A 25,927-nucleotide genomic window follows, 5' to 3' on the forward strand; every position below is an offset into this window, starting at 1 on the left:
AATAACTCAAGTCGCTGAAATGCAAAGTGTTTTCAGCGCTTCGAAAATGTGAAATATATCCTCTCATTATCTGGTCGAGATGCGGCCATTATTGGTGCGGGGTCCGTGGCCGCTGCGGTCGATGCGTGGCGGTGTCCGGCGTTGCGGTTCGGAAAGTGTTGTAGCTCAACGTAATTCGCTTCGAGTCGCCTGGCCGGCGCCGTGGTGGTGCGACGCGGCGCGAAATGGCCTGACGAGCGCGTGTAAGCCATTTTGCTGTAGCTGGCGTCGGCGTCGGGCGGGCCTCGGGGATGGCGAGCGTTGCGATGGCTGTGAACTGGTGTTTGTGGGTTATCTGAGGCGTGTGTGGCGGGTGTGGTGCACGGATCGCCGACCGTGGAAGTGTTTGCCGCTATCGAATCCGCCGATTTTCAGTGGTCCAGCCCACAGAAACTCCGTGATCTGACTCACGGGTGGCATCGGGCGTCGTGTGCCCGGTCGGTGCACCGAATCGTTAGCTGACCAGGTGAAACCACTCTATCGTCGGGTGTGATTGTTTCGTGATCTGATCGAAATGGCCGCGTCATTCGGTTGGACATTGCATATGAACGTTTCGTAAGTTTCCGTTCGCCCCAATTGCGGGCAAACAAATTGAATCCACGGAACTGCGTGTGAGCGGGGCCGCGGTCGGCCCCAAAGCCCCTCCGCGGTGCCGGGTGTCATCCCGGCGGGCCCACCTGCCCCCGCTGTCGTGCCCGACCTAGACGGCACGTCTCGAAGACCACTCCCGCCTGAGATCAGGCATGCCCTCCCACGCGTCGTGGGCGTACTTCGGAGCGCGCGCTGCGAAAGGAACGATGTTGAAGAACGTCCGCAAGCCCCTCACCATGGCCGCGATCGCCGGCGCCCTGATCACCGGTGCGATCGCCCTGTCCGACGCCACCGCCAAGGCGGACAGCGTGAACTGGGACGCCATCGCGGCGTGTGAGTCGGGTGGTAACTGGTCGATCAACACCGGCAACGGTTACTACGGCGGGCTGCAGTTCAACCCGGGCACCTGGCGGGCGCACGGCGGTAGCGGAATGCCGCACAACGCCAGCCGTGCCGAGCAGATCCGGGTCGCCGAGAACGTGCTGCGTACCCAGGGCATCGGTGCGTGGCCGGTGTGCGGCCGCCGCGGCTGAACACCGCGACCGAACAGACGGCGACGGCGTCGGACCTGATGAGTCCGGCGCCGTCGGCGTCAGCGGGGCACCCCGTGGCCGGGTAGCGTCGGACAGATGGGTGAACCGTCACGCGAGTTCGACGTCGTCGTCTACGGGGCCACCGGCTTCGTCGGGAAGCTGACCGCACAGTATCTGTCCCAGGTAGCCGGCCCGGCCCGGATCGGGTTGGCCGGTCGTTCCGAGCAGCGGTTGCGCGCGATCCGCGACGAACTCGGTCCCGGCGCCCGGGACTGGCCGATAGTGGTCGCCGATGCGGCCAGGCCCGCGACGCTGGAGGCGATGGCGGCCCGCACCCGGGTGGTGATCACCACCGTCGGTCCCTACACCCGCTACGGCATGCCGCTGGTCGCGGCGTGCGCCGCCGCGGGCACCGACTACGTCGACCTCACCGGCGAGGCGATGTTCGTGCGGGAGAGCATCGACACCTATCACAAACAGGCCGCCGACAATCGGGCCCGCATCGTGCACGCGTGCGGTTTCGACTCGATACCGTCGGACATGACCGTCTACGCGCTCTACCGGACGGCCCAGGAGGACGGGACCGGCGAACTGCTCGACACGCATTTCGTGGTGCGGGGCTTCTCCGGCGGCCTGTCGGGCGGAACCATCGCCTCGATGACCGAGGTGCTGCGCACCGCCTCCAACGATCCAGACGCCCGACGGCAACTCTTCGACCCCCACACACTCAGTGTCGATCGGCCCGCGGAGCCCGAACTGGGCCCCGAACCCGACCTGACCTGGCGTCGGGGTGCCGATATCGCCCCCGAGCTGGCCGGGATCTGGACCGCGGGCTTTGCCATGGCGCCCTACAACACGCGTATCGTGCGGCGCAGCAACGGCCTGCTGGGCTGGGCCTACGGTCGCGGGTTCCGGTACGCCGAGCACATGAGCGTCGGCGGCTCGGCCGCCGCACCCGCACTGTCGGGACTGGTGACCGGAATGGGGAAGGCGACGGTGGCGCTGGGCGGCCGGTTCTTCCGGTACCTGCCCCCGGCACTGGTGGAGCGGGTGCTGCCCAAGCCGGGGACCGGCCCGAACCGGCAACGCCGGGAGAACGGCTACTACTGCATCGAGACGTACACGACCACCAGCGGTGGTGCCCGCTACCGGGCGGTGATGGCGCAGCGGGGCGACCCTGGCTATCAGGCCACCTCGGTCATGCTGGCCGAGAGTGCGCTGACGCTCGCCCTGGACCGCGACGCCCTGCCGGATCGCTACGGGGTACTCACCCCGGCGGCCGCCATGGGCGATGCGTTGCAGGCCAGGCTCACCGCGGCAGGGGTGACGCTGGAGGTCTCCCGGCTGCCCTGACAGCCGTTCCGAAGGCCGGTGCCGGCCCTTGACCTTTCCGCTAGTGTCGTTTTCGACCGCTGCCTGCAGGGCGGCACCCAGCAACGAAGGTGGAATCTCTCATGGCCGGCCTCGACGACCTTTTCGCTCAGATCCCGATCCAGGACATCGCCAGCCAGCTCGGCGCCGACTCCGGTGAAGTGGACAGCACCATTCGTACCCTGGTCCCGGTTCTGGTCAGCGGGTTGAGTCAGAACGCTCAGGACCCCGGCCAGGCCGACAACATCGTCAACAGCGCCGCCACCTTCGCCGCCCAGGGGCTGCTGGACAACGCCCTGGGTGCCAGCAACTCCGAGGGCCAGCAGGTGATCTCCACCATCTTCGGCGGCAACGACACCAACCAGGTCGCCTCGGCGTTGTCGGGTGCCGGTGCCGGCAACAACGAACTCCTGCAGAAGCTGCTGCCGATCATCGCGCCGATCGTGCTGGCCTACATCGGCAAGCAGCTGACCGGGCAGAAGGCCGAGCCGGCTCAGCAGCAGGCTTCCGGCGGCGTCCTCGGCGACGTCCTGGGTGGAATCCTCGGCGGCATGGCCGGTGGCGGCGGCGCCCAGAACCAGTCGATGGGCAGCATCCTGGGCAACATGATCGGCGGCAAGACCGGCGGTGCCATCGGCGACATCCTCGGCGGCCTGCTCGGCGGCAAGAAGTAGCCGACGACACTGCTTCTCGACAAAACCCCCGGATCAGCCCTGATCCGGGGGTTTTTCGCCCTGATGCCTCCCTCGGAGGGCGGTTGCCCGGCAGTCATTCCTAGAATTGAGCGGTGACTGACTCTCCCAACGCCGCCAACGCCGAACACCTGCCCAAGTCCTGGGAGCCGGGTGCGGTAGAGGACGCGATCTACCAGCGTTGGGTGGATGCGGGCTACTTCACCGCCGATCCGACCAGCGACAAGCCGGGCTACTCCATCGTGCTGCCCCCGCCCAACGTCACGGGCAGTCTGCACATGGGCCACGCGCTCGACCACACCCTGATGGACGCGCTGACCCGTCGCAAGCGGATGCAGGGTTTCGAGGTGCTCTGGTTGCCGGGCATGGACCACGCCGGTATCGCGACCCAGAGTGTCGTGGAGCGCAGGCTGGCGGCTGAGGGGCAGTCCAAGGAAGAACTGGGTCGCGAGCGCTTCATCGAGCAGGTCTGGGACTGGAAGCGAGTCTCCGGCGGCACCATCGGCACCCAGATGCGCCGGATCGGCGACGGGGTGGACTGGAGCCGGGAACGGTTCACCATGGACGAGGGCCTGTCCCGGGCGGTTCGGACCATCTTCAAACGGCTCTACGACGCCGGGCTGATCTACCAAGCCGAGCGGCTGGTCAACTGGTCGCCGGTGCTGGAGACCGCGATCAGTGACCTCGAGGTCAAATACGAGGACATCGAAGGCGAGCTGGTGTCTTTCCGGTACGGCTCGATGGACGACGACCAGCCCCACATCGTGGTGGCCACCACCCGGTTGGAGACCATGCTCGGTGACACCGCGATCGCGGTGCACCCCGACGACGACCGTTATCGCCATCTGGTGGGCAGCCGCCTGCCGCATCCCTTCACGGACCGCGAGATCCTGGTGGTGGCCGACGCCCACGTCGATCCGGAATTCGGCACCGGCGCGGTCAAGGTGACCCCCGCCCACGACCCCAACGACTTCGAGATCGGTCTGCGCCATCAGCTGGAGATGCCGACGATCCTCGACGTCAAGGCCCGGATCACCGGTACCGGAACACAATTCGACGGCATGGATCGTTTCGAGGCTCGTGTCGCCGTGCGGGAGGCGCTGGCCGCCCAGGGCCGGATCGTCGCCGAGAAGCGACCGTATGTGCACAGTGTCGGCCATTCCGAACGCAGCGGCGAGGTCATCGAGCCCCGGCTGTCCATGCAGTGGTGGGTCAACGTCGAATCGCTGGCGAAGGCCGCCGGCGACGCGGTCCGCGACGGCGACACCGTCATCCATCCGAAGAGCCAGGAACCGCGCTGGTTCTCCTGGGTCGACGACATGCACGACTGGTGCATCTCCCGGCAACTGTGGTGGGGGCATCGCATTCCGATCTGGCACGGTCCCAACGGCGAGAAGGTCTGTGTCGGACCGGACGAGACTCCGCCGGCGGGCTGGGAACAGGATCCCGACGTGCTGGACACCTGGTTCTCCTCGGCGCTGTGGCCGTTCTCCACGATGGGCTGGCCCGACGCCACGCCCGAGCTGGCGAAGTTCTACCCGACGAGTGTTCTGGTGACGGGCTACGACATCCTGTTCTTCTGGGTGGCCCGGATGATGATGTTCGGCACCTTCGTCGGCGGCGACGCCGCGCTGCCCGAGGGCAAGGTTCCGTTCCGCAACGTGTTCCTGCACGGCCTGATTCGTGACGAGCACGGCCGCAAGATGAGCAAGTCGCGCGGCAACGGCATCGATCCGCTGGACTGGGTGGAGACCTTCGGCGCCGATGCACTGCGGTTCACCCTGGCCCGCGGTGCCAGCCCCGGCAGCGACCTGTCGATCGGCGAAGACCATGCCCGCGCATCGCGCAATTTCGTCACCAAGCTGTTCAACGCCACCCGCTTCGCCCTGATCAACGGTGCGCGGCCGGCACCGCTGCCGCCGGTGCAGGAGTTGACCGACGCCGACCGATGGATTCTGGGCCGGTTGGAAGAGGTTCGTGCCGAAGTCGATTCGGCGTTCGAGACCTACGAGTTCGGTCGGGCCTGCGAAGCGCTCTACCACTTCGCCTGGGACGAGTTCTGCGACTGGTACGTCGAATTGGCCAAGACTCAGCTGGGCCAGGGGCTCGAGAACACCACGGCGGTGTTGGCCGCGGTGCTCGACACGCTGCTGCGACTGTTGCACCCGGTGATCCCGTTCGTCACCGAAACGCTGTGGCGCGAGCTCACCGGTGAGGAGTCCCTGGTGGTGGCCGACTGGCCCACGGAATCGGGAATCGCACTGGATCAGGTTGCTGCGCAACGGATCACCGATATGCAGAAACTGGTCACCGAGGTGCGCAGGTTCCGCAGCGATCAGGGCCTGCGGGACCGTCAGAAGGTCCCCGCACGGCTCAGCGGCATCGAGCAGGCCGAGCTGTCCACGCAGGTGCCGGCCGTGGCCTCGCAGGCGTGGCTGACCGAGCCCGGTGCGGGATTCACTCCGTCGGCCACCGTCGAGGTGCGACTTGCCCACGGCACCGTGGTCGTCGAGTTGGACACCTCGGGAACCGTCGACGTCGTCGCCGAACGCCGCCGTCTGGAGAAAGACCTGGCGGCGGCCCGCAAGGAACTCGAGGCGACAGCGGCCAAACTGGGCAACGAGGCGTTCCTGGCCAAGGCGCCCGACGCCGTCGTCGACAAGATTCGCGCTCGCCGGCAGTTGGCCGGCGACGAGGTGGAGCGGATCACCGCGCGTCTCGCGGCACTGGCATGACCGATCGGTCACTCGGCCCGGCGGCGCCGACCCCGGACGAGATCGCGGCATTGCTCCAGGTCGAGCACCTGCTCGATCAACGGTGGGGCGAGACCAAGATCGAACCCAGTCTGACCCGGATCAACGCGCTACTGGAACTGCTCGGCTCGCCGCAGCGCAGCTATCCGTCGATCCACGTCGCCGGCACCAACGGCAAGACCTCGGTGGTGCGGATGATCGATGCCCTGCTGACCGCGTTCTCCCGTCGCACCGGCCGGACCACCAGCCCGCATCTGCAGTCGGCGGTCGAGCGCATCGCGGTCGACGGCGAGCCGATCAGCCCGGCCCGCTACGTGGAGACCTACATCGAGATCGAACCCTTCGTGCAGATGGTCGACGCGTCCTCACAGGCCGACGGCGGCCCGGCCATGAGCAAGTTCGAGGTGCTCACCGGCATGGCGTTCGCCGCGTTCGCCGATGCGCCGGTCGATGTCGCGGTCGTCGAGGTCGGTATGGGAGGGCGCTGGGATGCCACCAACGTCGTGACCGCCCCCGTCGCGGTCATCACCCCGATCGGCATCGACCACGTCGACTACCTCGGTGCCGAGATCGCCGGGATAGCCGAGGAGAAGGCCGGGATCATCCACCGCTCGACCGACGAGTCGGTCGACACCGTGGCGGTGATCGGCCGGCAGTCGCCCGAGGTGATGGAAGTGTTGCTGGCGCAGTCCATTCGGGCCGACGCGGCGGTTGCGCGGGAGAACTCCGAATTCGCCGTACGCAGTAGGCAACTCGCGATCGGCGGGCAGGTGCTCGAGCTGCAGGGCCTGGGCGGGGTGTATTCGGACATCTTCTTGCCGCTGCACGGCGAACACCAGGCCCACAACGCCGTGCTGGCGCTGGCGGCGGTGGAGGCGTTCTTCGGTGCCGGCGCCGAGCGTCAACTCGATGTCGAGACCGTACGGGCGGGTTTCGCCGCGGTGCGCAGTCCCGGACGGTTGGAGCGGATGCGTAGCTCGCCCACCGTATTCATCGATGCCGCGCACAACCCGGCCGGTGCCGCCGTACTCGCCGAGGCACTGGCTGACGATTTCGACTTCACCCACCTGATCGGCGTCGTCAGCGTGCTGGGGGACAAGGACGTCGACGGGATCCTCACGGCACTCGAGCCGGCGTTCGACCGAATCGTGGTCACCCACAACGGATCCCCGCGGGCGCTGGACATCGAGACGCTGACGGTGGCCGCCGCGCGGGTGTTCGGCGACGATCGGGTGGTCACCACCGAGACCTTGGAAGATGCGATCGACGCCGCCACCGCACTGGTCGACGAGTTCGATGCCGGAGGCGAAGCCTCGGGCGCCGGGATCGTGATCACCGGCTCGGTGGTCACCGCCGGTGCGGCGCGCACACTGTTCGGGAAGGATCCGGCATGACCGAACCTGACACTGGCACTGACACCGACGCCCCGGACCCGTGGCGGGGCTTTCGCGGCGTGATGGCTGCGACGTTGATCCTCGAATCGATCACGGTGCTGTTGGCGTTGCCGGTGGTCGGCGTGGTCGGCGGCGGGTTGACGCCGCTCTCGACGGGCTATCTGCTGGGCTTTGCGCTGGTACTGCTGCTTTTCGCCGGAATCCAGGGCCGAAGCTGGGCGATCTGGGCCAACCTGGCGCTGCAACCGGTGCTGGTGGCCGGATTCCTGATCTACCCCGGTGTCGGGGTGATGGGCCTGGTGTTCACCGGGGTCTGGGCACTGATCGCCTATTTCCGTGCGGTGGTGTTGCGGCGGTCGGGTTCCGGGCCGGTACGCTAGCGCCCGTGCCGCTGGCGAGGATGCGGGCGGAGCGACGGATGAGGAGCGGCCCTGTATGACTGAGCGGACTTTGGTACTGGTCAAGCCGGACGGCGTGAACCGTCGGTTGGTGGGCGAGATCATCAGCCGGATCGAGCGCAAGGGTCTGACGTTGGCGGCTCTGGAGCTGCGCCCGGTGCAGCAGGCGGTGGCCCGCCAGCACTACTCGGAGCACGAGGGCAAGGCCTTCTTCGCATCGCTGCTCGAGTTCATCACCTCCGGACCCGTCGTCGCCATGGTCGTCGAGGGGCCGCGTGCGATCGAGGCGTTCCGGCAGCTGGCCGGTGGCACCGACCCGGTGGCCAAGGCCACGCCGGGCACCATCCGCGGCGATTTCGGGCTGGAGACCCAGTTCAACCTCGTGCACGGCTCGGACTCGCCGGAGTCGGCCGAGCGTGAGATCGCGCTGTGGTTCCCGGACTTGAAGCCGTCGGCGCCGACGTCTCCGATGACACTGGCCTGACGTCGTAGTTAGCGCCTTTCGTCCGGCTCCTGTGGATTGTGTGGGATACTGACTAACGGGTGAACGTCACCGGATCGGTTTCCGACACCCGAATGAAGACTTCGGCGAGTGCGACGGTCGCGATACGTGATGCGGCGCCGATCGCCGGTTCTCATTCAGCCAGGCACCGAGTCGGTTCAACCCGAGCCCCTCGGAGCGAGACCACCACAAGCCCGGAGAAGTGAGCCGGGCTCATAACGAGAAGTCCTCGCGTGGCCGCGTCAGCACGACGCGCCCGGGGGCTTGAGGAGACGTACGTGGTAGACCCCTCTCTATTCAAAGGCCCCGAACCGGACACATCGGCAACTCCGGTCGAGCAGGAAGAGCTGCCCGATCGACTGCGGGTGCATTCGCTGGCCCGGGTGCTGGGCACCACCAGCAGGCGGGTTCTGGACGCCCTGATCGAGCTGGACGGGCGGACCCGCAGCGCGCACTCCAGCGTGGATCGCGGCGAGGCCGTGCGGGTCCGTGACCTGTTGGGCGCGGTCCAGGAGCCGGTAGCCGGCGGACTGTTCTCGGACTCCGCCGAGCCCGGGCCCTCCGGTGAACTCGACGGGGTACCCGACGAGCCCGAGTCCAGGCTGCTGCTGGAGACGGCACCCGAGCCGGTCGCCGCGCACGCGGACTACATGCCGCTGTTCGTGGCCCCGCAACCCGTCGCCTTCGAGCGAACGGTGACCCGCGACGTCGACACCGCCGACACCGACGATGACGACGACGCGGACCTCGGCGGATCGGACACGGATTCCGACGACGACAGCGACAACGAGGACCGCCCCACCAACCGTCGTCGCCGCCGTGGCCGCCGTGGCCGCGGCCGAGGCCGCGGTTCGGACGGGACGTCCAGCGAGGACACCGACGACGAGACCGCGGAGGACGAGGAAGACTCCGCCGCGGAAACGGACGAGTCCGGGGACACCGAGGAGGACGCCGGCGAGGACGAGAACGGGTCGGGCGATGACGCCGGCAACCGTCGTCGTCGCCGTCGTCGTCGCCGCAAGGCCGGCGCGGGAGAGGACGAGGACGCTCCGGCCTCCGATGATCCGCCCAACACCGTCGTGCACGAACGGACACCGCGGCCCAAGACCAGCCGGGCGGCCAAGAGCGGGGGCACCGGCGACGACGAGATCCAGGGCATCACCGGCTCGACTCGGCTGGAAGCCAAGCGCCAGCGTCGCCGGGACGGGCGCGACGCCGGGCGCCGCCGTCCGCCGATTCTGAGCGAGGCCGAGTTCCTGGCCCGCCGCGAAGCCGTCCAACGTCGGATGGTCGTCCGCGACCGGGTTCGGACCGAGCCGCCGCACCAGGGCGCTCGTTACACCCAGATCGCCGTGCTCGAAGACGGCGTGATGGTCGAACACTTCGTGACCTCTGCCGCGTCGACCTCGCTGGTGGGCAACGTCTACCTGGGCATCGTGCAGAACGTGCTGCCGTCGATGGAGGCCGCCTTCGTCGACATCGGTCGCGGTCGCAACGGCGTGCTGTACGCCGGCGAGGTCAACTGGGAGGCCGCCGGGCTCGGCGGCGCCAACCGGAAGATCGAGCAGGCGCTCAAGCCCGGCGACTACGTGGTGGTCCAGGTCAGCAAGGACCCGATCGGCCACAAGGGTGCCCGGCTGACCACCCAGGTCTCCCTGGCCGGCCGCTACCTGGTCTACGTACCGGGCGCGTCGTCGACCGGAATCAGCCGCAAGCTGCCCGACACCGAACGGCAGCGCCTGAAGGAGATCCTGCGCGAGGTGGTGCCCGCCGACGCGGGGGTGATCATCCGTACCGCGTCCGAGGGCGTCAAGGAAGAAGACATCCGCGCCGACGTGGAACGTCTGCAGGAACGCTGGACCCAGATCGAGGCCACCGCCGTCGAGACCAAGGCGAAGGCCGCCGGAGCCGCTGTGGCGCTCTACGAAGAGCCCGACGTGCTGGTCAAGGTGATCCGGGACCTGTTCAACGAGGACTTCTCCGAGTTGGTGGTCTCCGGTGACGATGCGTGGGCCACGATCAACGACTACGTGGGATCCGTAGCGCCCGAACTGATGCCGAAACTGACGCGTTACCAGGCGCCTGAAGGGCCCGACGGCCAGTCCGGGCCGGACGTGTTCGCCGTGCATCGCATCGATGAACAGCTAGCCAAGGCGCTGGACCGCAAGGTCTGGCTGCCCTCGGGTGGAACTCTCGTCATCGACCGCACCGAGGCCATGACGGTCGTCGACGTCAACACCGGGAAGTTCACCGGATCCGGGGGCAACCTCGAGGAGACGGTTACCAAGAACAACCTGGAGGCCGCCGAGGAGATCGTGCGGCAGCTGCGACTGCGGGATATCGGCGGCATCATCGTCATCGACTTCATCGACATGGTGCTGGAGTCCAACCGGGATCTGGTGCTGCGCAGACTGACTGAGGCACTGGGCCGCGACCGCACCCGCCACCAGGTTTCGGAGGTGACGTCGCTGGGGTTGGTGCAGCTGACCCGCAAGCGATTGGGCACCGGGCTGATCGAGGCGTTCTCCACGTCGTGTCAGCACTGCGCCGGACGCGGCATCGTGCTGCACTCCGACCCGGTCGATTCGGCGGCGCCGGGACGCAAACCCGAATCCGGCGGGTCAAGCGGAAGCCGCCGCGGCAAGCGTTCGAAGAAGCCCAAGGTCGATGAGCCGGCGGTGGCCAAGGTTCCGGTGCACACGCCGGGCGATCACCCGATGTTCAAGGCGATGGCTGCGGCCAGCGACCGGCACGACGAATCGGATGAGGAGCTGGAGGCGGTGCCGGGAGCCGAGGAACTCTCGGTGGATCCGACGGCGGAGTCCGGGGGCGGCGCGGCCGCTGCCGACGCCGCGGTGGACGCCCCGGACACCGGCGATGACGATCTGGCCGAAGGCGCCGGTGACGAAGATCTCGACGACGACGCCGACGACGTTGATGACGACGACGTTGATGACGACGACAGCGACGACGACGATGCCGACGAGGGCGACGACGACGAGGGCGACGACGAAGTCGATCTCGACGACGATGACGACGAAGCTTTCGATGACGACCTGGACGTCATCGATGCATCCGACGAGGCCGACGAGTCCGATGAGGACCAGGACTCCGACGATGCCGAGGAATCGGAAGACTCCGAGGAACCCGAAGTGCCGGTTGTGGTGGTCGAACGTCCGCGTCGGCGGCGTGCGGCAGCCCGACCTGCCGGGCCGCCGATCTAAGCCAGGGCCGGTTTGACCCCTTAGCCGCTGGTCACGTACCCTTGACCAGTTGTCGCCAGGCGGGAATAACCACAGCTCGGCGGACAGAACCCCAGACACCTGCGCAAGTCCCGATGGCGTGCGCGCCCGAGAAGCAGAGGTAGAGACCAACGATGGCGACGTACGCAATCGTCAAAACCGGCGGCAAGCAGTACAAGGTGGCCGTAGGTGACGTGCTCAAGGTCGAGAAGATCGAGTCCGAGCCGGGCTCGTCGGTCTCGCTGCCGGTAGCGCTGGTGGTGGACGGTGCCACCGTCACCACCGACGCCGCCAAGCTGGCGAAGGTCGCGGTCACCGGCGAGGTGCTCGAGCACACCAAGGGCCCCAAGATCCGCATCCACAAGTTCAAGAACAAGACCGGCTACCACAAGCGGCAGGGTCACCGTCAGCCGTTGACCGTGCTCAAGGTCACCGGAATCAAGTAGCAGCAGGAGGCAGCGAGATGGCACACAAAAAGGGCGCTTCCAGCTCACGTAACGGGCGCGACTCAAACGCCCAGCGACTCGGCGTCAAGCGGTTCGGCGGCCAGGTCGTCAAGGCCGGCGAGATTTTGGTGCGGCAGCGGGGCACTCATTTCCATCCCGGCGTGAACGTCGGGCGCGGCGGTGACGACACCTTGTTTGCCACGGCACCCGGCTCGGTCGAGTTCGGTGTGAAGCGTGGCCGCAAGCTGATCAACATCGTGCCTGTCGCCCGCGACTAGTCGCCGGCGTAACTGGGCGCCACTCGGCGCCGGATAGGTAGTAACGCCATGTCCCGGTTCGTCGACCGCGTCGTCATCCATGTGCGGGCCGGCGACGGGGGCAATGGCTGCGCCTCGATTCACCGGGAGAAGTTCAAGCCGCTCGGCGGCCCGGACGGTGGAAACGGCGGCCGTGGCGGCAGCGTCGTGCTCGTCGTCGACCCGCAGGTGCACACCCTGCTGGACTTCCATTTCCGGCCGCACATCGCGGCCGCGTCCGGCAAACAGGGCCAGGGCAGCAACAAGGACGGGGCCGCCGGCGCCGACCTGGAGATCAAGGTGCCCGACGGCACCGTGGTCCTCGACGAACACGGTCGGCTACTGGCAGACCTGGTCGGTACCGGAGCACGCTTCGAAGCCGCGGCCGGCGGTCGCGGCGGACTGGGCAACGCCGCTCTGGTCTCACGGGCCCGCAAGGCACCCGGTTTCGCGCTGCTCGGGGAGAAGGGCGAAACCCGCGACCTCACCCTGGAACTCAAGACCGTCGCCGATGTGGGCCTGATCGGATTCCCGTCGGCGGGCAAATCCGCGCTGGTGTCGGTGATCTCGGCGGCCAAGCCGAAGATCGCCGATTACCCGTTCACCACGCTGGCGCCGAACCTGGGGGTGGTGTCGGCGGGCGAGAACACCTTCACCGCGGCCGACGTTCCCGGGCTTATTCCGGGGGCTTCGGCGGGACGCGGACTGGGGCTGGACTTCCTGCGGCACATCGAGCGCTGCGCGGTTCTGGTGCATGTGGTGGACTGTGCGACCGCAGAACCGGGGCGTGACCCGCTCTCCGACATCGAGGCGATCGAAGCCGAGCTGGCCGCCTATACGCCCACCATGCAAGGCGATTCGGCACTGGGTGACCTGGTGGACCGGCCACGGGCGGTGGTGCTCAACAAGATCGACGTGCCCGAGGCGCTGGAGATGGCCGAATTCGTTCGGGACGACATCGTGGCCGAGCGGGGCTGGCCGGTGTTCATGGTCTCCACGGTCAGCCGGGCCGGCCTGCGGCCGTTGACGTTCGCCCTCGCCGAGATGGTGTCGGCCTACCGTGCCGCGCAACCGGAACCGGTGGCGCGCCGGCCGGTGATTCGCCCGATCCCCGCGCGGGAGACCGGCTTCAGTGTGGAGGCCGACGGTGCCGGTGGCTTCGTGGTGCGCGGCACCCGCCCGGAACGCTGGGTGCATCAGACCAATTTCGACAACGACGAGGCGGTCGGCTACCTGGGCGACCGGCTGGCACGGCTCGGCGTCGAAGACGAGTTGCTACGGCGCGGCGCCAAACCGGGCTGCGCGGTGACCATCGGGGACATGACGTTCGACTGGGAGCCGACCACCCCCGCCGGTGTCGACATCACGTTGTCGGGCCGGGGCACCGATACCAGGCTGGAGCGCACCGACCGGGTGGGTGCCGCGGAGCGCAAGGTCGCTCGTAAACAGCGTCGCGAGCACTCGGAAGATTCGTGACCGCGCGGAAAACCGATGCCCGCGAAGCCGTCCGCTCCGCGCGCAGCATCGTGGTCAAGATCGGCACCACCGCGCTCACCACGGAGACGGGCATGTTCGACGGGGCCCGCCTGGCCGGGCTGGTGGAGGCGATCGAGGCCCGGATGAAAGCCGGCTCGGACGTGGTGATCGTGTCCTCGGGCGCCATCGCCGCCGGGCTCGAGCCGCTCGGGCTGTCCAAGCGGCCGACGGATCTGGCCACCAAACAGGCCGCCGCGAGCGTGGGGCAGGTGGCGTTGGTGAACGCCTGGAGCGCGGCCTTCGGCCGGTTCGGGCGCACCGTCGGCCAGGTGCTGCTCACCGCGCAGGACGTCTCCTCGCGGGTGTCGCACACCAACGCGGCCCGCACGCTGGACCGACTGCGTGCATTGCACGCAGTGGCGATCGTCAACGAGAACGACACGGTGGCCACCAGCGAGATCCGGTTCGGCGACAACGACCGGCTCTCGGCGCTGGTGGCACATCTGGTCGGTGCCGACGCGCTGGTGTTGCTCTCCGATATCGACGGACTGTACGACTCCGATCCCCGTAAGGGGCCCGCTCGGCTGGTGCCCGAAGTCAGTGGCCCCGACGATCTGGCCGACGTGGTGGCCAGCGAGGGGAGTCATCTGGGTACCGGCGGCATGGTCTCCAAGCTGTCGTCGGCACTGCTGGCCGCCGACGCGGGGGTTCCGGTGCTGTTGGCGGCCGCCGCCGACGCCGCCGCTGCGCTGTCGGACGCCTCGGTGGGGACGGTCTTCGCGCCGCGGGCGCACCGGTTGTCGGCGCGCAAGTTCTGGGTGCGTCACGCCGCCGACGCGGCCGGCACGCTGACGCTGGATGCGGGTGCGGTCGAGGCGGTGCTGGTCGGCCGCCGCTCGCTGCTGCCCGCCGGTATCACCGCGGTAGCGGGCAGGTTCTACGGCGGTGACGTGGTGGAACTGTGCGGGCCGGACGGCGTCGCGGTGGCCCGCGGTGTCGTCGGTTACGACGCTGTGGAGCTCACCGCGATGATCGGCCACTCCACGGCGGAGTTGGCACCGGATGCCCGCCGGCCGGTGGTGCATGCCGACGACCTGGTCGCCGTGTAGCCCCGTTCCGGCGAGGGTGCGTGTCTGCTCGGCGACACGCCGGTCGGGGCGTACAACCATGCACGCTCGGTTATCGTCGACGGTGATCGAGGGGCATGGATGACGACGGTATTCACCATCGACGGTGCGGGGTGGAGCGGATTCCTGCGATTCATGTGCCGCGGCGCGGTCACCCGGGGCAAGACGGTCAGAAACGTCAAGTACCCCAACACGTATTTCGACGGCCTGCGCTATGTGCCCGCGGTCAAGGCGGTGGCCCGGGGCGCGCAAGCCCTCGATGACATGCTGACCGCACATTTCACCGGCCGGGCCGATGCCGAGGACGTAGTGGTCTACGGCGTCAGCATGGGTTCGCAGGTGGCCTGTAAATGGCTGCGCGAGTACGGGCCACGCTCGACGGTCCCGTCCGGCAAGGTGTCGTTTCTGCTGCTGGCCAACCCGGAGCAGCCCTTCCACGGGATCTATCGGGCGGACCCCGGGCTGGTCTGGTTCATGAAGCTGCCCGACTACGGCGGCGTGGGCGTTCCGGCGAACACGCCGTTTTCGGTCACCGACGTGTGCCGCCAGTACGACGGGATGGCCGATTTTCCCAACCGTCCCGCCGCACAAGTGGATTGGCGGTCTGTGCTCAATGCGATGCTCGGTCTGGTGACCGTCCACAACAACTACTTCGCGGTCGACATCGGCAGTCCGCGTAATCGGCGGGTGCGCCGGGGCAACATCGTCTACGTGTTCGCCCCCACCCGCACACCGCCGGTCTACGGGTTCGGTGCGCTGTCCGCCGCCCGCCGTGCAATGCAGCGCGCACGCATCGAGAAGGCGTACGATCGCTCGGCCTGGAACGGCTAGGAAAGGTGCGGGGTGGACTCCAGATAGAGTGCGCTCCAAGTGATCTCCGCGAGTGTGGCGGCCAGCTCGGCGTCGTAGTCGGCGCCTTTCGTCGGAAGATTCTGTTGACAGGTCCGCTCCACCATCCAGGTCAACGCGCTGGCGGTCGCGGCCGCGGGCAGGGTGCGGCGGATGGAGCCGTCGGCCTGACCGGCTTCGATCATCCGGGTCATCCCGTCGGCGATCCCGGTCAGTAGCTCACGGTAGGTGCTGCCCACCTGAGGGTCGTAGCCGGCCATCTCGCTCAGTGCGATCAGCAGCGGCTGGTGCCGTCGATAGTCGGCGACGATCGCGGCCATCGCGTCGCGGATGTCGGCGGGATCGTGACGCCACGCCACCCCCCACCAGCGTTCCGCGCTGGAAGTCAGGTCGCCGAACACCTGGCCGGCCAACCGGCGCAGCAGATGGCCCTTGTCCTCGAAATAGATGTAGAAGCTCGCTCGCGAGATCCCGGCCTCGGTGGCGAGGCGATCCACGCTGAGTTCGGTGAAGCTGGCGCCGGCGTTCATCAACCGTTCGGTGGCGTCGAGCAGGCGCCGCTCGATCTGCTCGCGGCGCTCCTGCCGGCTCGCTTGCGGCTTTCTGGTCACCGAGGCCATGGCAGACAGATTAGCCGACATCTTGACTAGACAGTATGTCTAGCGCAAGATCGCTGCATGGCTGACGCAACCGCTCGCACCTATGACCCGATCGATCTGTCCACCCGGCAGTTCTGGTCCACCACCGCGGCAGAGCGGGAACGCTCCTTTGCGGTATTGCGCGCCGAACGGCCGGTGAGCTGGCATCGCCCCGTCGAGGAGGCCATGCTGACCGATCCGGACGATCACGGCTTCTGGGCGGTCACCCGCCACGCCGACATCGTCACCGTCAGTCGCACCAACGAGGTGTTTCTGTCCGGCAAGGGCGTGATGTTCGAGAACTTCCCCGAGGAGATGCTCGAGACCACACAGTCCTTCCTCGCCATGGACCCGCCTCGACACACCAAACTGCGCAAACTGGCCACCGCGGCATTCACCCCGCGGCAGATCCGGCGTATCGAAGACTCGATCAAGGCCAGCGCCAAGGCCATCGTCGGAGAGTTGAAGGAAGCCGGTAGCGGGGCGGACTTCGTCGAATACTGCGCCAAGGAACTCCCACTGCGCACACTGGCCGACATGGTGGGCATCCCGGATTCGGAACGGACCCAGGTCGCCCACGCCGCCGATGCGCTGGTATCGGGCAACGACCCGGTATTCCTCGCCGGGCGGGATCCGATGGCGATGATGGCCGAAAACATCATGTACCTGCATCAGGTGGCCGGTGCGTTGGCCGCCGAGCGCCGGGAGCGCCCCGGCGACGACCTGTTCAGCAGCCTGGTCAACGCCGAGGTCGACGGCGACCGACTCACCGACGCCGAGGTCGCCGCATATTTCGTGCTGTTGTCGGTGGCCGGCAACGACACCACCCGGCAGACCACCAGTCACGCGATCAAAGCGCTCACCGATTTCGGCGACCAGCGGGCCTGGCTGCTGGAGGATTTCGATCGTCGGATCGGAACCGCGGTAGAGGAGTTCGTCCGCTACGCCACCCCGGTGATGACCTTCCGGCGCACCGCGGCAACCGATTACGAGCTCGGCGGCCAGACGATCCGCGCCGGCGACAAGGTCGCGATGTTCTACTCGTCGGGCAACTGGGACACCGACGTCTTCGACCGACCCGACCAGCTCGATCTCAGCCGGGACCCCAACCCGCACGTGGGCTTCGGCGGTGGCGGGCAGCACTACTGCCTGGGAACCCATGTGGCGCGTGCACAGTTGCGTGCCATCTTCGGCGAGTTGCTCCGTGAGCTGCCCGATATCCAGGCCGGGGATCCGGAGTATGTGCCGGGCACCTTCATCCACGGGATCCGTGCCATGCCCTGCACGTTCTAGCGTCGGCCGGTCCCGCCTACGAGAGGCCGAAGCGCCGACCGGTGGCGTCCTTGCCGACCGCGGTCAACACCACGACGGCGATCAGGGTGGGCACCACCGTGACGGTCAGGGCGAACGGATAACCGTGGGCGGCCGCCAGGTGCTCCTGGATCGGTAGGTTGAACGCGGCCAGCAGGTTGCCCAACTGGTAGGTCACGCCGGGATAGAAGCCGCGGATCGCATCCGGTGACATCTCGGTCAGGTGAGCCGGGATCACGCCCCAGGCGCCCTGCACGCAGACCTGGATCAGGAACGATCCCAGGCAGAGCATTCCCGCGGTGTGCGACCACGCGAACAGCGGCACGATCGGCAATCCCATCGCCGCCGCCCAGATGATCGCGTAGCGACGGCCCAACCGTTGCGACATCGAGCCGAAGAACAATCCGCCGACGATGCCGCCGATGTTGTAGATCACCGCGATCCACTTGGCCGTGACGGGGGACAGCCCCGCACCGTCGGTGGAGGTCAGAAACGTCGGGTAGATGTCGTGGGTGCCGTGGCTCATCCAGTTGAACGCGGTCATCAACAACACCAGATAGCAGAACCGGCGGATCACCTTGGCGTCGGTGAAGACGTCGCGAATTCTGGTGCTGGTCAACCGCATCCGGTCCTGAGTGGCCTGCCAGACCTCGGACTCGGTGACCTTGTAGCGGATGAGCAGGCTCACCATGGCCGGCAGGATCGACAGGCCGAACAGCCAGCGCCAGGACAAGCCGAGCCAGTCGTTCACCAGCAGCGAGGCGACCGTCGCGGCCAGGTAACCGAACAGGTAGCCCTCCTGCAGCAGCCCGGAGAAGAATCCCCGGCGATCCGGCGGGATCTTCTCCATGGCCAGCGCCGCGCCCAGGCCCCATTCGCCGCCCATTCCGATGCCGTACAACAGGCGCAGAATCACCAGCACCGTGAAGGTGGGCGCGAACGCGCACAAGAACCCGACCGTCGAGTAGAAGACCACGTTCACCATCAGCGGGATACGTCTGCCGACCCGGTCGGCCCACAACCCGAAGATGAACGCCCCCACCGGACGCATCACCAGGGTGGCGGTGGTCAGGAAGGCGACCTCGGTCTTGGTGTGGCCGAACGTCTTGGCGATGTCGGCGTAGACGAAGACCACGATGAAGTAGTCGAAGGCATCCATCGACCAGCCCAGTACGGCGGCGAGGAACGAGTTGCGCTGATCGGGGGTGAGCCGCTGCGGTGCCACGCGAGCATCCTGCCGGATTTCCGGGTGCTTTTTGCCCGCATAGCGGTGATTGCCGCGCTGAATTCGCAGATAGGCGACAATGGCAGGCGATGGACTTCTCTGGGGACTTCTACAACGCCTATCGGCACGGGTTCGCGCGGATCGCCGCCTGCACCCATCACACGACGCTCGCGGACCCGGCCGCCAATGCCGACTCAGTGCTGCGACTGGCACGGGAATGCCACGACGACGGTGTCGCGCTCGCCGTCTTTCCCGAGCTGACGCTGTCGGGATACTCCCTCGACGACGTCCTGTTGCAGGACACGCTGCTCGATGCCGTCCGGGCAGCGCTGCTCGGCGTCGTGGCCGCAACCGCGGACCTGTTGCCGGTGCTGGTGGTGGGGGCGCCGTTGCGTTACGCCCACCGGGTCTACAACACCGCCGTCGTCATCCACCGCGGGCGCATCCTCGGGGTGGTGCCCAAGTCCTACCCGCCCACCTACCGGGAGTTCTACGAGGGCCGCCAGATGGCGTCGGGAGCGGGGGAGCGCGGGACGCTGCGGATCGGCGGGGCCGAGGTCCCGTTCGGTCCGGACCTGCTGTTCGCCGCCACCGACCTGCCCGGATTCGTCGTACATGCCGAGATCTGCGAGGACATGTTCGTCCCCGTTCCGCCCAGCGCCGAAGCCGCCCTGGCCGGCGCCACCGTGCTGGCGAATCTGTCGGGCAGCCCGATCACCGTCGGCCGGGCCGACGACCGCGTTCTGCTGGCCCGATCGGCCTCGGCACGCTGCCTGGCCGCCTACGTCTACGCCGCCGCCGGCGAAGGCGAGTCGACCACCGACCTGGCCTGGGACGGGCAGACCATGATCTGGGAGAACGGCACGCTGCTGGCCGAGACCGAGCGTTTCCCCACCGGGGCACGCAGATCGGTCGCCGACGTCGACCTGGCGATGTTGCGCGCCGAACGGGCACGGATGGGCACCTTCGACGACAACCGGCGCCACCACCGGGGCGCGGCGGAGGCGTACCGCACCGTTGAATTCCGCCTGCAACCGCCGGCCGGTGATATCGGTCTGCGCCGCGTGGTCGAACGGTTCCCGTTCGTTCCGTCGAATCCGCAGCGCCTGCAACAGGACTGCTATGAGGCCTACAACATCCAGGTGTCCGGTTTGGAGCAGCGGCTGCGCGCGCTGGGCGACTCCAAGGTGGTTCTCGGGGTGTCCGGCGGGCTGGACTCTACGCACGCGTTGATCGTCGCCGCTCGGGCGATGGACCGACTCGGCCGACCACGCAGCGACATCCTGGCGTTCACGCTGCCCGGCTTCGCGACCGGCGAGCACACGAAAGCCAACGCCGCCGGGTTGAGTAGGGCACTGGGGGTGACGTTCGCCGAGATCGACATCCGAGAGACGGCGACGCTGATGCTCGGCGAACTCGGGCATCCGTTCGCGCGTGGCGAAGCCGTCTACGACGTCACCTTCGAGAACGTGCAAGCCGGACTGCGCACCGACTACCTGTTCCGGATCGCCAATCACAACGGCGGCATCGTGCTGGGCACCGGGGATCTGTCGGAGCTCGCGCTGGGCTGGTCCACCTACGGGGTGGGTGATCAGATGTCGCATTACAACGTCAACGGCGGGGTGCCCAAAACGCTGATCCAGCACCTGATCCGCTGGGTGATCAACTCCGGGGAGTTCGACGCCGAGGTATGTGCGGTGCTGGCCTCGGTGCTCAACACCGAGATCAGCCCGGAACTGATCCCGGTCGGTGACGGCGAGGAGATCCAGCGCAGCGAGGACACCGTCGGCCCGTATGCGCTGCAGGATTTCGCGCTGTATTCCGCACTGCGCTACGGGTTCTCGCCGGCCAGGATCGCGTTCGCGGCGTGGCATGCCTGGCACGACGTCGACGCGGGCTCCTGGCCGCCGGGCTACCCGGCGGACAAGCGCCAGGCCTATTCACTGGCCGAGATCCGGCGCTGGCTGAAAGTCTTTGCGCAGCGGTTCTATTCGTTCAGTCAATTCAAACGGTCGGCACTGCCCAACGGGCCGAAGGTGTCCCACGGCGGGGCGTTGTCACCGCGCGGGGACTGGCGGGCGCCCTCGGACATGTCCGCACGGATCTGGCTCGACGAGATCGACCGCGAGATCCCGGAGCAGTAGGGAGAATCGAGCCATGCCCACCGCATTGATCGAGGTCCGCCGCCGCTACGAGCCGGCCGAAGAAGTCGCGATCATGGACGCCGTCCACGGCGCACTGGTGGTGGCGTTCCAGGCCCCGGCCGCTGACAAGAATGTCCGCTTGGTGGTGCACGAGCCGCACCGTTTCGCCGTACCAGAACAGCTCGCCGCGCCCGAGTACCGCACCCTGGTCACGATCGACTGTTTTCCCGGTCGGTCGCTGGAAGCCAAGCGGTTGCTCTACGGCACGATCGTGGAGAACCTTGCCGCCGTTGGCATCCCGGCCGACCATGTGATGATCACCGTGCACGAGGTGGATCGGGACAACTGGGGGATACGCGGCGGTCGGGCCGCCTCCGACGTCATCCCGGCGGCGGCTCGCCTGCCGTGAGCGCGGCCAGGGCGGCACCGATCTGCGCCGCACCCGGTGCGCAGTCGCCGGCGCCGGGCTGCAAGGTCGCCAATGCCCCGGCCACGCAGGCACTCCGCAGCGCGTGTTCGATGCCCGTCCGCCATTCGGTGGCCAGCACACCGGCGAAGACGTCACCGGCACCGCTGGTGTCGACGGCTCGAACCTGCGGCGCCGGGATGTCCAGGGCACCGTCGACACCGCGATAGCGGACCCCACGGGCACCCAGGGTGACCACCCGATGCGGCACCCGATGGGAGAAGTGCGCCGATTCGGATTCGTTGACCACGGCGACGTCGATCAGGCCGGCCAGGTCGGTCAGGGCTCCGGTGGGCGGGGACACGTTGAGGATCACCGTCGCGCCGGCGTCGTGCGCAAGCCGGGCGGCCGCGGTGACCGTCGGGAGCGGGATCTCCAACTGCATCAGCAGCACGTCGCAGGCGGTGATCAGGTCGTGCTGCACCGGATTCAGTGTGAGTGCGCCGTTTGCGCCGGGCACCACCACAATGGTGTTCTCCCCGGCCGGATCCACCGTGATGATCGCCGAACCGCTGGGGCCGGGCAGCGTCGTCAGACCGGCTGTTCCCACGCCGTTGTGCCGCAGATGCTCGCTCAGTCGCCGCCCGGCGTCGTCGTCGCCGACTGCGCCGACGAATTGCACCCGCGCGCCGGCACGCGCCGCGGCGACCGCCTGGTTGGCGCCCTTGCCGCCCGGCTGGAAGCTCGGCGCCGCGCTGAGGACGGTCTCGCCCGGGGCGGGCAATGCGGTGACGGCGAAGACGGAATCGAGGTTCGCGCTGCCCAGCACGCAAACGTGTGTCGCCATGGTGTCAGCTTCGCATCGTCGGCCGTGTGAGTAGCGAATATCGCCTATGGTGGTGAATCGTTCCGTAGTCGGTGAAGGGAGCGGCCGAGTGACGTCGGCATCGTCAGCAGGTGCACGGGCCGCCGACAACGATGAGCCGCGAAGCCGGTGGCTGCCGTTTCGGATCAGTATCCAGACGAAATTGATGCTCATCTTGTTGCTCACCAGCATCGCTTCGGTGGGGATCGTCGGTGTCGTCGAATTCCAATACGGTGCACAAGAATTGGAACGTGCCGCCACGAGCAAGCTGGTACAGGCGCGGGAATCGCAGCGCCGGGCGGTGACCGGGCTGTTCGCCGACCTGACGAATTCGCTGGTGGTCTTCACATCCGGGGCGACCGCCTACAACGCGGCCAAGGCATTCACCGTCGGGTTCGATGAACTCAGCAGGGCCGCAATCGGTCCCGAACAGCAGGACGCGATTCTGCGCCACTACCGCGACCGGTTCGTCGGTGCGTTGGCGGAACGCAGCGGCGAGCAGGTCGATGTCGCCGCGCTGATGCCGACATCGCCGGCGCAGCGCTACCTGCAGGCGCACTACACGGCCGGATTCGGCCCGGCGGCGCAGAAGCCCGAGGACGCCGGCGACGGCAGTGCGTGGTCGGCGGCAAACGCCCAGTTCAACGGCTTCTTCACCGAGATCGTGAAACGCAACGAGTACCTGGACGCGGTGTTGCTGGATACCCGGGGAAACGTGGTCTACACCGCGAACAAGGGGGTAGACCTGGGCACCAACGTCTTGACCGGGCCCTATCGCGAATCCGGTCTGCGGGAGGCCTACCGCAAAGCGTTGGCCGCCAATGCGGTCAACTTCGTATGGATCACCGATTACCAGCCTTATCAGCCCTACCTGAACACGCCGACCGCCTGGCTGGTGTCGCCGATCAGCGGTAAGGGCACGGTCGAGGGAGTACTGGCACTACCGTTGCCCAGCGCCAAGATCAACCGGATCATGACCGCCGACCGGCAGTGGGCGGCGGCCGGAGTGGGCCTGACCACCGAGACCTACCTGGCCGGTTCGGACGATCTGATGCGTTCGGATTCACGACTGTTCCTGGAGGATCCGGAGGCCTACCGTCGTGAAGCGATGGCGGCGGGAACCCCGGCGGCGACGGTCGACCGGGCGCTGAAGTTGGGGACCACCATCATGGTGCAGCCGGTCGGCGCCCCGGGCCTGCGTGCCGCGCAGCGCGGACAGACCGGCACCCTCAACACCGGTAACGACTATCTCGGGCACCGCGAGCTGGTCGCCTACGCACCGCTGACCATTCCCAATTCGGATCTGCAATGGTCGGTCCTGGCCACCAGGGACTACTCCGACGCATACTCCCGGATCACGGCGTTCAGCCGACGCGTCGTCCTGGCCACCACAGCGGTGGTCTTCGGCATCTGTGTGCTGGCGATGTTGCTGGCCCGGCTGTTTCTACGGCCGGTCCGGCGGTTGCAGGCCGCCGCCCAGCGGATCAGCGCCGGTGACTACACCGCCGCGGTGACGACCCGGACGGCGGACGAGATCGGTGATCTCACCGTGGCGTTCAACGACATGAGTGCCAGCCTGCGTACCCAGGAGAAGCTGCTCGACGAGCAACGCAAGCGGAACGACGCGCTGTTGCTGGCGTTGATGCCCGAGCCGCTGATCCGGCGCTACCGCGACGGCGAGCAGACCATCGCCGACGAGCACCGCAACGTCAGCCTCGTCTACGCCGAACTGTCGGGGGTGGACCGGTTGTCGGCCGAGGTCTCGGCACCCGAGTTGATCCGGGCGGTCGACGAGCTGTTCGGGCACTTCGACGCGGCAGCCGACACCGCCGGAGTCGAGCGGATCCGCACCATGCACAACGGGTATCTGGCCGGCTGCGGACTCACCACACCGCGGCTGGACGGGGTGTACCGGCTCGTCGAATTCGTGCGGGAGATGCAGCGGATCGTGGACCGGTACGAAGTCCGTACCGGCCATCGGCTGGGTCTGTGGGCCGGGATCAGCACCGGGCGGGTCGTCAGCGGACTGGTGGGACGTTCCGGGACCACCTATGACCTGTGGGGCCCGGCCGTCGACGCCGCCTACCGGTTACGCGACGGCGCTGCCGAACCCGGCATCTACGTCACCACGGCGGTCCGGGATCTGCTCGCCGACGGTGACGGCGTGGAATTCGCCGCACCGGCCGAGGGGTCGGTCGCCGGCTCCCGGGAACAGGTCTGGCGGCTGGTGGAGTCGTCGTGAGCTTCCTCGGGCCGTGGCTGTACTGGGCGATCGGAGTCGCCCTGGGATTGCCCGTCGGCCTCATCCTGTTCACCGAATGGCACGTGGCGCTGGTCCGCAAGGGCAGTCATCTCGCACGACCGGTGGCATTGATCCGGAACTATCTGCTGCCGCTGGGTGCATTGCTGGTGCTGTTGGCGCAGGTGGCCGGTGTGCCGGGACAGGATCCGGGCCTGCGGGTCATCTACACGGCCTTCGGCTTCATGCTGCTGGTGTTGCTGCTGTCCGGTCTGGACGCCACGTTCTTTCAGAGCGCGCCGAAGGGATCCTGGCGCAATCGGGTCCCGACCATCTTCATCGACGTCGCCCGGTTTCTGCTGATCGGTGTCGGACTGGCACTGATCCTGTCCTACGTCTGGGGCGCCAAGATCGGCGGTCTGTTCACCGCCTTGGGCGTGACGTCGGTGGTCATCGGGTTGATGCTGCAGAACTCGGTCGGCCAGATCGTGTCGGGGCTGTTCATGCTGTTCGAGCAGCCGTTCCGGATCGGGGACTGGTTGGCCACCCCTGCGGCACGCGGCCGGGTGGTCGAAGTGAACTGGCGGGCAGTGCACATCAGCACCACGAGCGGCCTGCAGGTGACGCCGAACTCGGTGCTGGCCGGGACGTCGTTCACCAACGTCAGTCGCGCCGGGGACCGGTATCGGGCGTCGATCACCACCACTTTCGCCGTCGCCGATCCACCGGACCGGGTGTGCGCGCTGCTGTCGCGGGTCGCCGAGGCGTTGCCGTTGCCGAGCACCGACGAGGCCGTGGTGTCGGTGGCGCTGGGCGGGGGCGAGTACCGCACCACGTTCGCGCTCGATTCGCCGTCGGAGGAGTCGGCGGCGCAGGCCACCTTCCTGCGGTGGCTCTGGTACGCCGCCCGCCGCGAGGGGCTGCACCTCGACCGGGCGTACGACCGGTTCTCCACGCCGGAGCGGGTGGCCGACGCATTGCGCACGGTGGTGGCGCCGGCGCTGCGGCTGACCGACGAGGACCAGCAGGCGCTGATCCCGCACGCCACGGTGGTGCGGTACGGCACCGACGAGGTGCTGGAGCGGGCCGGCGTGGTACCCACCGCGATGACCTTCCTCGTCGAAGGCAGTGTCCGGATCTCCGGGGTCGACGCCCCCTCGCAGGACAGCACGTTGCGGCACGGAGCGTTCCTCGGCGTCACCGCCCTGACCCGGCAGGCGAGTCAGTTCGACGCCCACGCGCTGGAAGAGGTGACCGCGGTGGTGATCGACCGTGAGCGCATCGAAGAGCTGGTGATCCACAAACCGATGCTGCTGCAGGAACTGGGCCGGATCATCGACCAGCGGCGCAGCGCGTCGGTGGGCCCGCGGTGATTGCCGGGGCCGTTTTA

General features: G+C 67.7%; 21 protein-coding genes. 18 read left to right on the top strand and 3 right to left on the bottom strand.

Annotation, left to right across the window (positions count from 1 at the left end; translation table 11 throughout):
• Positions 1-839: 839 nt before the first annotated feature.
• The 13 genes from RCP38_RS06440 to RCP38_RS06500 all read left to right on the top strand — a co-directional run bounded on the left by RCP38_RS06440 (position 840) and on the right by RCP38_RS06500 (position 15,691).
• Positions 840-1,163 carry a transglycosylase family protein gene (locus RCP38_RS06440; RefSeq protein WP_308477093.1) on the top strand — a complete coding sequence of 108 codons (324 nt, stop codon included), beginning with the start codon at positions 840-842 and terminating at the stop codon, positions 1,161-1,163.
• A gap of 96 nt (positions 1,164-1,259) precedes the next feature.
• Positions 1,260-2,516, top strand: coding sequence for a saccharopine dehydrogenase family protein (locus tag RCP38_RS06445; protein ID WP_308476295.1), 1,257 nt, complete (start codon positions 1,260-1,262; stop codon positions 2,514-2,516).
• A 101-nt stretch (positions 2,517-2,617) separates the two neighbouring features.
• Complete coding sequence (locus RCP38_RS06450; protein ID WP_308476296.1) at positions 2,618-3,208, top strand: DUF937 domain-containing protein; 591 nt, start codon at positions 2,618-2,620, stop codon at positions 3,206-3,208.
• Positions 3,209-3,321: 113 nt separating this feature from the next.
• Positions 3,322-5,961, top strand: coding sequence for a valine--tRNA ligase (locus tag RCP38_RS06455; RefSeq protein WP_308476297.1), 2,640 nt, complete (start codon positions 3,322-3,324; stop codon positions 5,959-5,961).
• Positions 5,958-7,373: a bifunctional tetrahydrofolate synthase/dihydrofolate synthase gene (gene folC, locus RCP38_RS06460; RefSeq protein ID WP_308476298.1), complete on the top strand. Its 1,416-nt coding sequence runs from the start codon at positions 5,958-5,960 to the stop codon at positions 7,371-7,373. Before RCP38_RS06455 ends, folC begins: the two co-directional genes overlap by 4 nt.
• Entirely contained in the window at positions 7,370-7,753 is a 384-nt protein-coding gene (locus RCP38_RS06465; protein WP_308476299.1) for a DUF4233 domain-containing protein, read from the top strand. Before folC ends, RCP38_RS06465 begins: the two co-directional genes overlap by 4 nt.
• A gap of 55 nt (positions 7,754-7,808) precedes the next feature.
• Positions 7,809-8,255 (top strand): nucleoside-diphosphate kinase, encoded by a 447-nt coding sequence (gene ndk / locus RCP38_RS06470; RefSeq protein ID WP_308476300.1) that lies wholly within the window; start codon positions 7,809-7,811, stop codon positions 8,253-8,255.
• Positions 8,256-8,551: 296 nt separating this feature from the next.
• A complete protein-coding gene (gene rne, locus RCP38_RS06475; RefSeq protein WP_373692451.1) occupies positions 8,552-11,497 on the top strand; it encodes a ribonuclease E in 2,946 nt (981 codons plus the stop codon).
• Between the two features lie 152 nt (positions 11,498-11,649).
• Positions 11,650-11,961, top strand: a complete 312-nt coding sequence (gene rplU / locus RCP38_RS06480) for a 50S ribosomal protein L21 (protein ID WP_308476301.1) — start codon at positions 11,650-11,652, stop codon at positions 11,959-11,961.
• 17 nt (positions 11,962-11,978) lie between these two features.
• Positions 11,979-12,239, top strand: coding sequence for a 50S ribosomal protein L27 (rpmA, locus tag RCP38_RS06485; RefSeq protein WP_083022256.1), 261 nt, complete (start codon positions 11,979-11,981; stop codon positions 12,237-12,239).
• 48 nt (positions 12,240-12,287) lie between these two features.
• Entirely contained in the window at positions 12,288-13,733 is a 1,446-nt protein-coding gene (gene obgE / locus RCP38_RS06490) for a GTPase ObgE (RefSeq protein WP_308476302.1), read from the top strand.
• Positions 13,730-14,842 (top strand): glutamate 5-kinase, encoded by a 1,113-nt coding sequence (gene proB, locus RCP38_RS06495; protein ID WP_308476303.1) that lies wholly within the window; start codon positions 13,730-13,732, stop codon positions 14,840-14,842. Before obgE ends, proB begins: the two co-directional genes overlap by 4 nt.
• Before the next feature lie 99 nt (positions 14,843-14,941).
• The gene (locus RCP38_RS06500; protein ID WP_308476304.1) at positions 14,942-15,691 is read left to right on the top strand and encodes a PE-PPE domain-containing protein; all 750 of its coding nucleotides are present in this window, start codon (positions 14,942-14,944) and stop codon (positions 15,689-15,691) included.
• On the opposite strand, the gene RCP38_RS06505 is transcribed toward RCP38_RS06500, so the two are convergent.
• Complete coding sequence (locus RCP38_RS06505) at positions 15,688-16,329, bottom strand: TetR/AcrR family transcriptional regulator (protein ID WP_308476305.1); 642 nt, start codon at positions 16,327-16,329, stop codon at positions 15,688-15,690. The two genes, RCP38_RS06500 and RCP38_RS06505, sit on opposite strands and share 4 nt — an antisense overlap.
• Positions 16,330-16,386: 57 nt before the next feature.
• Here RCP38_RS06505 and RCP38_RS06510 point away from each other — a divergent pair, with 57 nt between their 5' ends.
• On the top strand, positions 16,387-17,640 hold the full coding sequence (locus tag RCP38_RS06510) for a cytochrome P450 (RefSeq protein WP_308476306.1): 1,254 nt from the start codon (positions 16,387-16,389) through the stop codon (positions 17,638-17,640).
• A gap of 16 nt (positions 17,641-17,656) precedes the next feature.
• Here RCP38_RS06510 and RCP38_RS06515 read toward each other — a convergent pair whose 3' ends face one another.
• Entirely contained in the window at positions 17,657-18,883 is a 1,227-nt protein-coding gene (locus RCP38_RS06515) for an MFS transporter (RefSeq protein WP_308476307.1), read from the bottom strand.
• An 89-nt stretch (positions 18,884-18,972) separates the two neighbouring features.
• On the opposite strand from RCP38_RS06515, the gene RCP38_RS06520 reads away from it, so the two are divergent.
• Together RCP38_RS06520 and RCP38_RS06525 are read left to right on the top strand one after the other, a co-directional pair.
• Positions 18,973-21,027 (top strand): NAD(+) synthase, encoded by a 2,055-nt coding sequence (locus RCP38_RS06520; RefSeq protein WP_308476308.1) that lies wholly within the window; start codon positions 18,973-18,975, stop codon positions 21,025-21,027.
• Between the two features lie 13 nt (positions 21,028-21,040).
• Entirely contained in the window at positions 21,041-21,436 is a 396-nt protein-coding gene (locus RCP38_RS06525) for a tautomerase family protein (RefSeq protein ID WP_308476309.1), read from the top strand.
• Here RCP38_RS06525 and RCP38_RS06530 read toward each other — a convergent pair.
• Positions 21,408-22,280, bottom strand: coding sequence for a ribokinase (locus tag RCP38_RS06530; RefSeq protein WP_308476310.1), 873 nt, complete (start codon positions 22,278-22,280; stop codon positions 21,408-21,410). The genes RCP38_RS06525 and RCP38_RS06530 overlap by 29 nt on opposite strands.
• A gap of 46 nt (positions 22,281-22,326) precedes the next feature.
• On the opposite strand from RCP38_RS06530, the gene RCP38_RS06535 reads away from it, so the two are divergent.
• Together RCP38_RS06535 and RCP38_RS06540 are read left to right on the top strand one after the other, a co-directional pair.
• Entirely contained in the window at positions 22,327-24,540 is a 2,214-nt protein-coding gene (locus tag RCP38_RS06535) for an adenylate/guanylate cyclase domain-containing protein (RefSeq protein ID WP_373692452.1), read from the top strand.
• Positions 24,537-25,910 carry a mechanosensitive ion channel domain-containing protein gene (locus tag RCP38_RS06540; protein ID WP_308476312.1) on the top strand — a complete coding sequence of 458 codons (1,374 nt, stop codon included), beginning with the start codon at positions 24,537-24,539 and terminating at the stop codon, positions 25,908-25,910. Before RCP38_RS06535 ends, RCP38_RS06540 begins: the two co-directional genes overlap by 4 nt.
• Positions 25,911-25,927 lie beyond the last annotated feature (17 nt).

This window comes from Mycolicibacter sp. MU0083, assembly GCF_963378075.1.
In the GTDB taxonomy this organism is placed as follows: Bacteria; Actinomycetota; Actinomycetes; order Mycobacteriales; family Mycobacteriaceae; genus Mycobacterium; species Mycobacterium kokjensenii.

Bases quoted from the DNA above. Each gene is read 5' to 3' on its own strand.
- RCP38_RS06530 (WP_308476310.1), bottom strand. From the start codon at position 22,280: ATGGCGACACACGTTTGCGTGCTGGGCAGCGCGAACCTCGATTCCGTC.
- RCP38_RS06535 (WP_373692452.1), top strand. From the start codon at position 22,327: ATGGTGGTGAATCGTTCCGTAGTCGGTGAAGGGAGCGGCCGAGTGACG.
- RCP38_RS06505 (WP_308476305.1), bottom strand. From the start codon at position 16,329: ATGGCCTCGGTGACCAGAAAGCCGCAAGCGAGCCGGCAGGAGCGCCGC.
- rplU (WP_308476301.1), top strand. From the start codon at position 11,650: ATGGCGACGTACGCAATCGTCAAAACCGGCGGCAAGCAGTACAAGGTG.
- RCP38_RS06445 (WP_308476295.1), top strand. From the start codon at position 1,260: ATGGGTGAACCGTCACGCGAGTTCGACGTCGTCGTCTACGGGGCCACC.
- rpmA (WP_083022256.1), top strand. From the start codon at position 11,979: ATGGCACACAAAAAGGGCGCTTCCAGCTCACGTAACGGGCGCGACTCA.
- RCP38_RS06520 (WP_308476308.1), top strand. From the start codon at position 18,973: ATGGACTTCTCTGGGGACTTCTACAACGCCTATCGGCACGGGTTCGCG.
- obgE (WP_308476302.1), top strand. From the start codon at position 12,288: ATGTCCCGGTTCGTCGACCGCGTCGTCATCCATGTGCGGGCCGGCGAC.
- ndk (WP_308476300.1), top strand. From the start codon at position 7,809: ATGACTGAGCGGACTTTGGTACTGGTCAAGCCGGACGGCGTGAACCGT.
- RCP38_RS06450 (WP_308476296.1), top strand. From the start codon at position 2,618: ATGGCCGGCCTCGACGACCTTTTCGCTCAGATCCCGATCCAGGACATC.
- RCP38_RS06510 (WP_308476306.1), top strand. From the start codon at position 16,387: ATGGCTGACGCAACCGCTCGCACCTATGACCCGATCGATCTGTCCACC.
- RCP38_RS06465 (WP_308476299.1), top strand. From the start codon at position 7,370: ATGACCGAACCTGACACTGGCACTGACACCGACGCCCCGGACCCGTGG.
- RCP38_RS06525 (WP_308476309.1), top strand. From the start codon at position 21,041: ATGCCCACCGCATTGATCGAGGTCCGCCGCCGCTACGAGCCGGCCGAA.
- RCP38_RS06500 (WP_308476304.1), top strand. From the start codon at position 14,942: ATGACGACGGTATTCACCATCGACGGTGCGGGGTGGAGCGGATTCCTG.
- folC (WP_308476298.1), top strand. From the start codon at position 5,958: ATGACCGATCGGTCACTCGGCCCGGCGGCGCCGACCCCGGACGAGATC.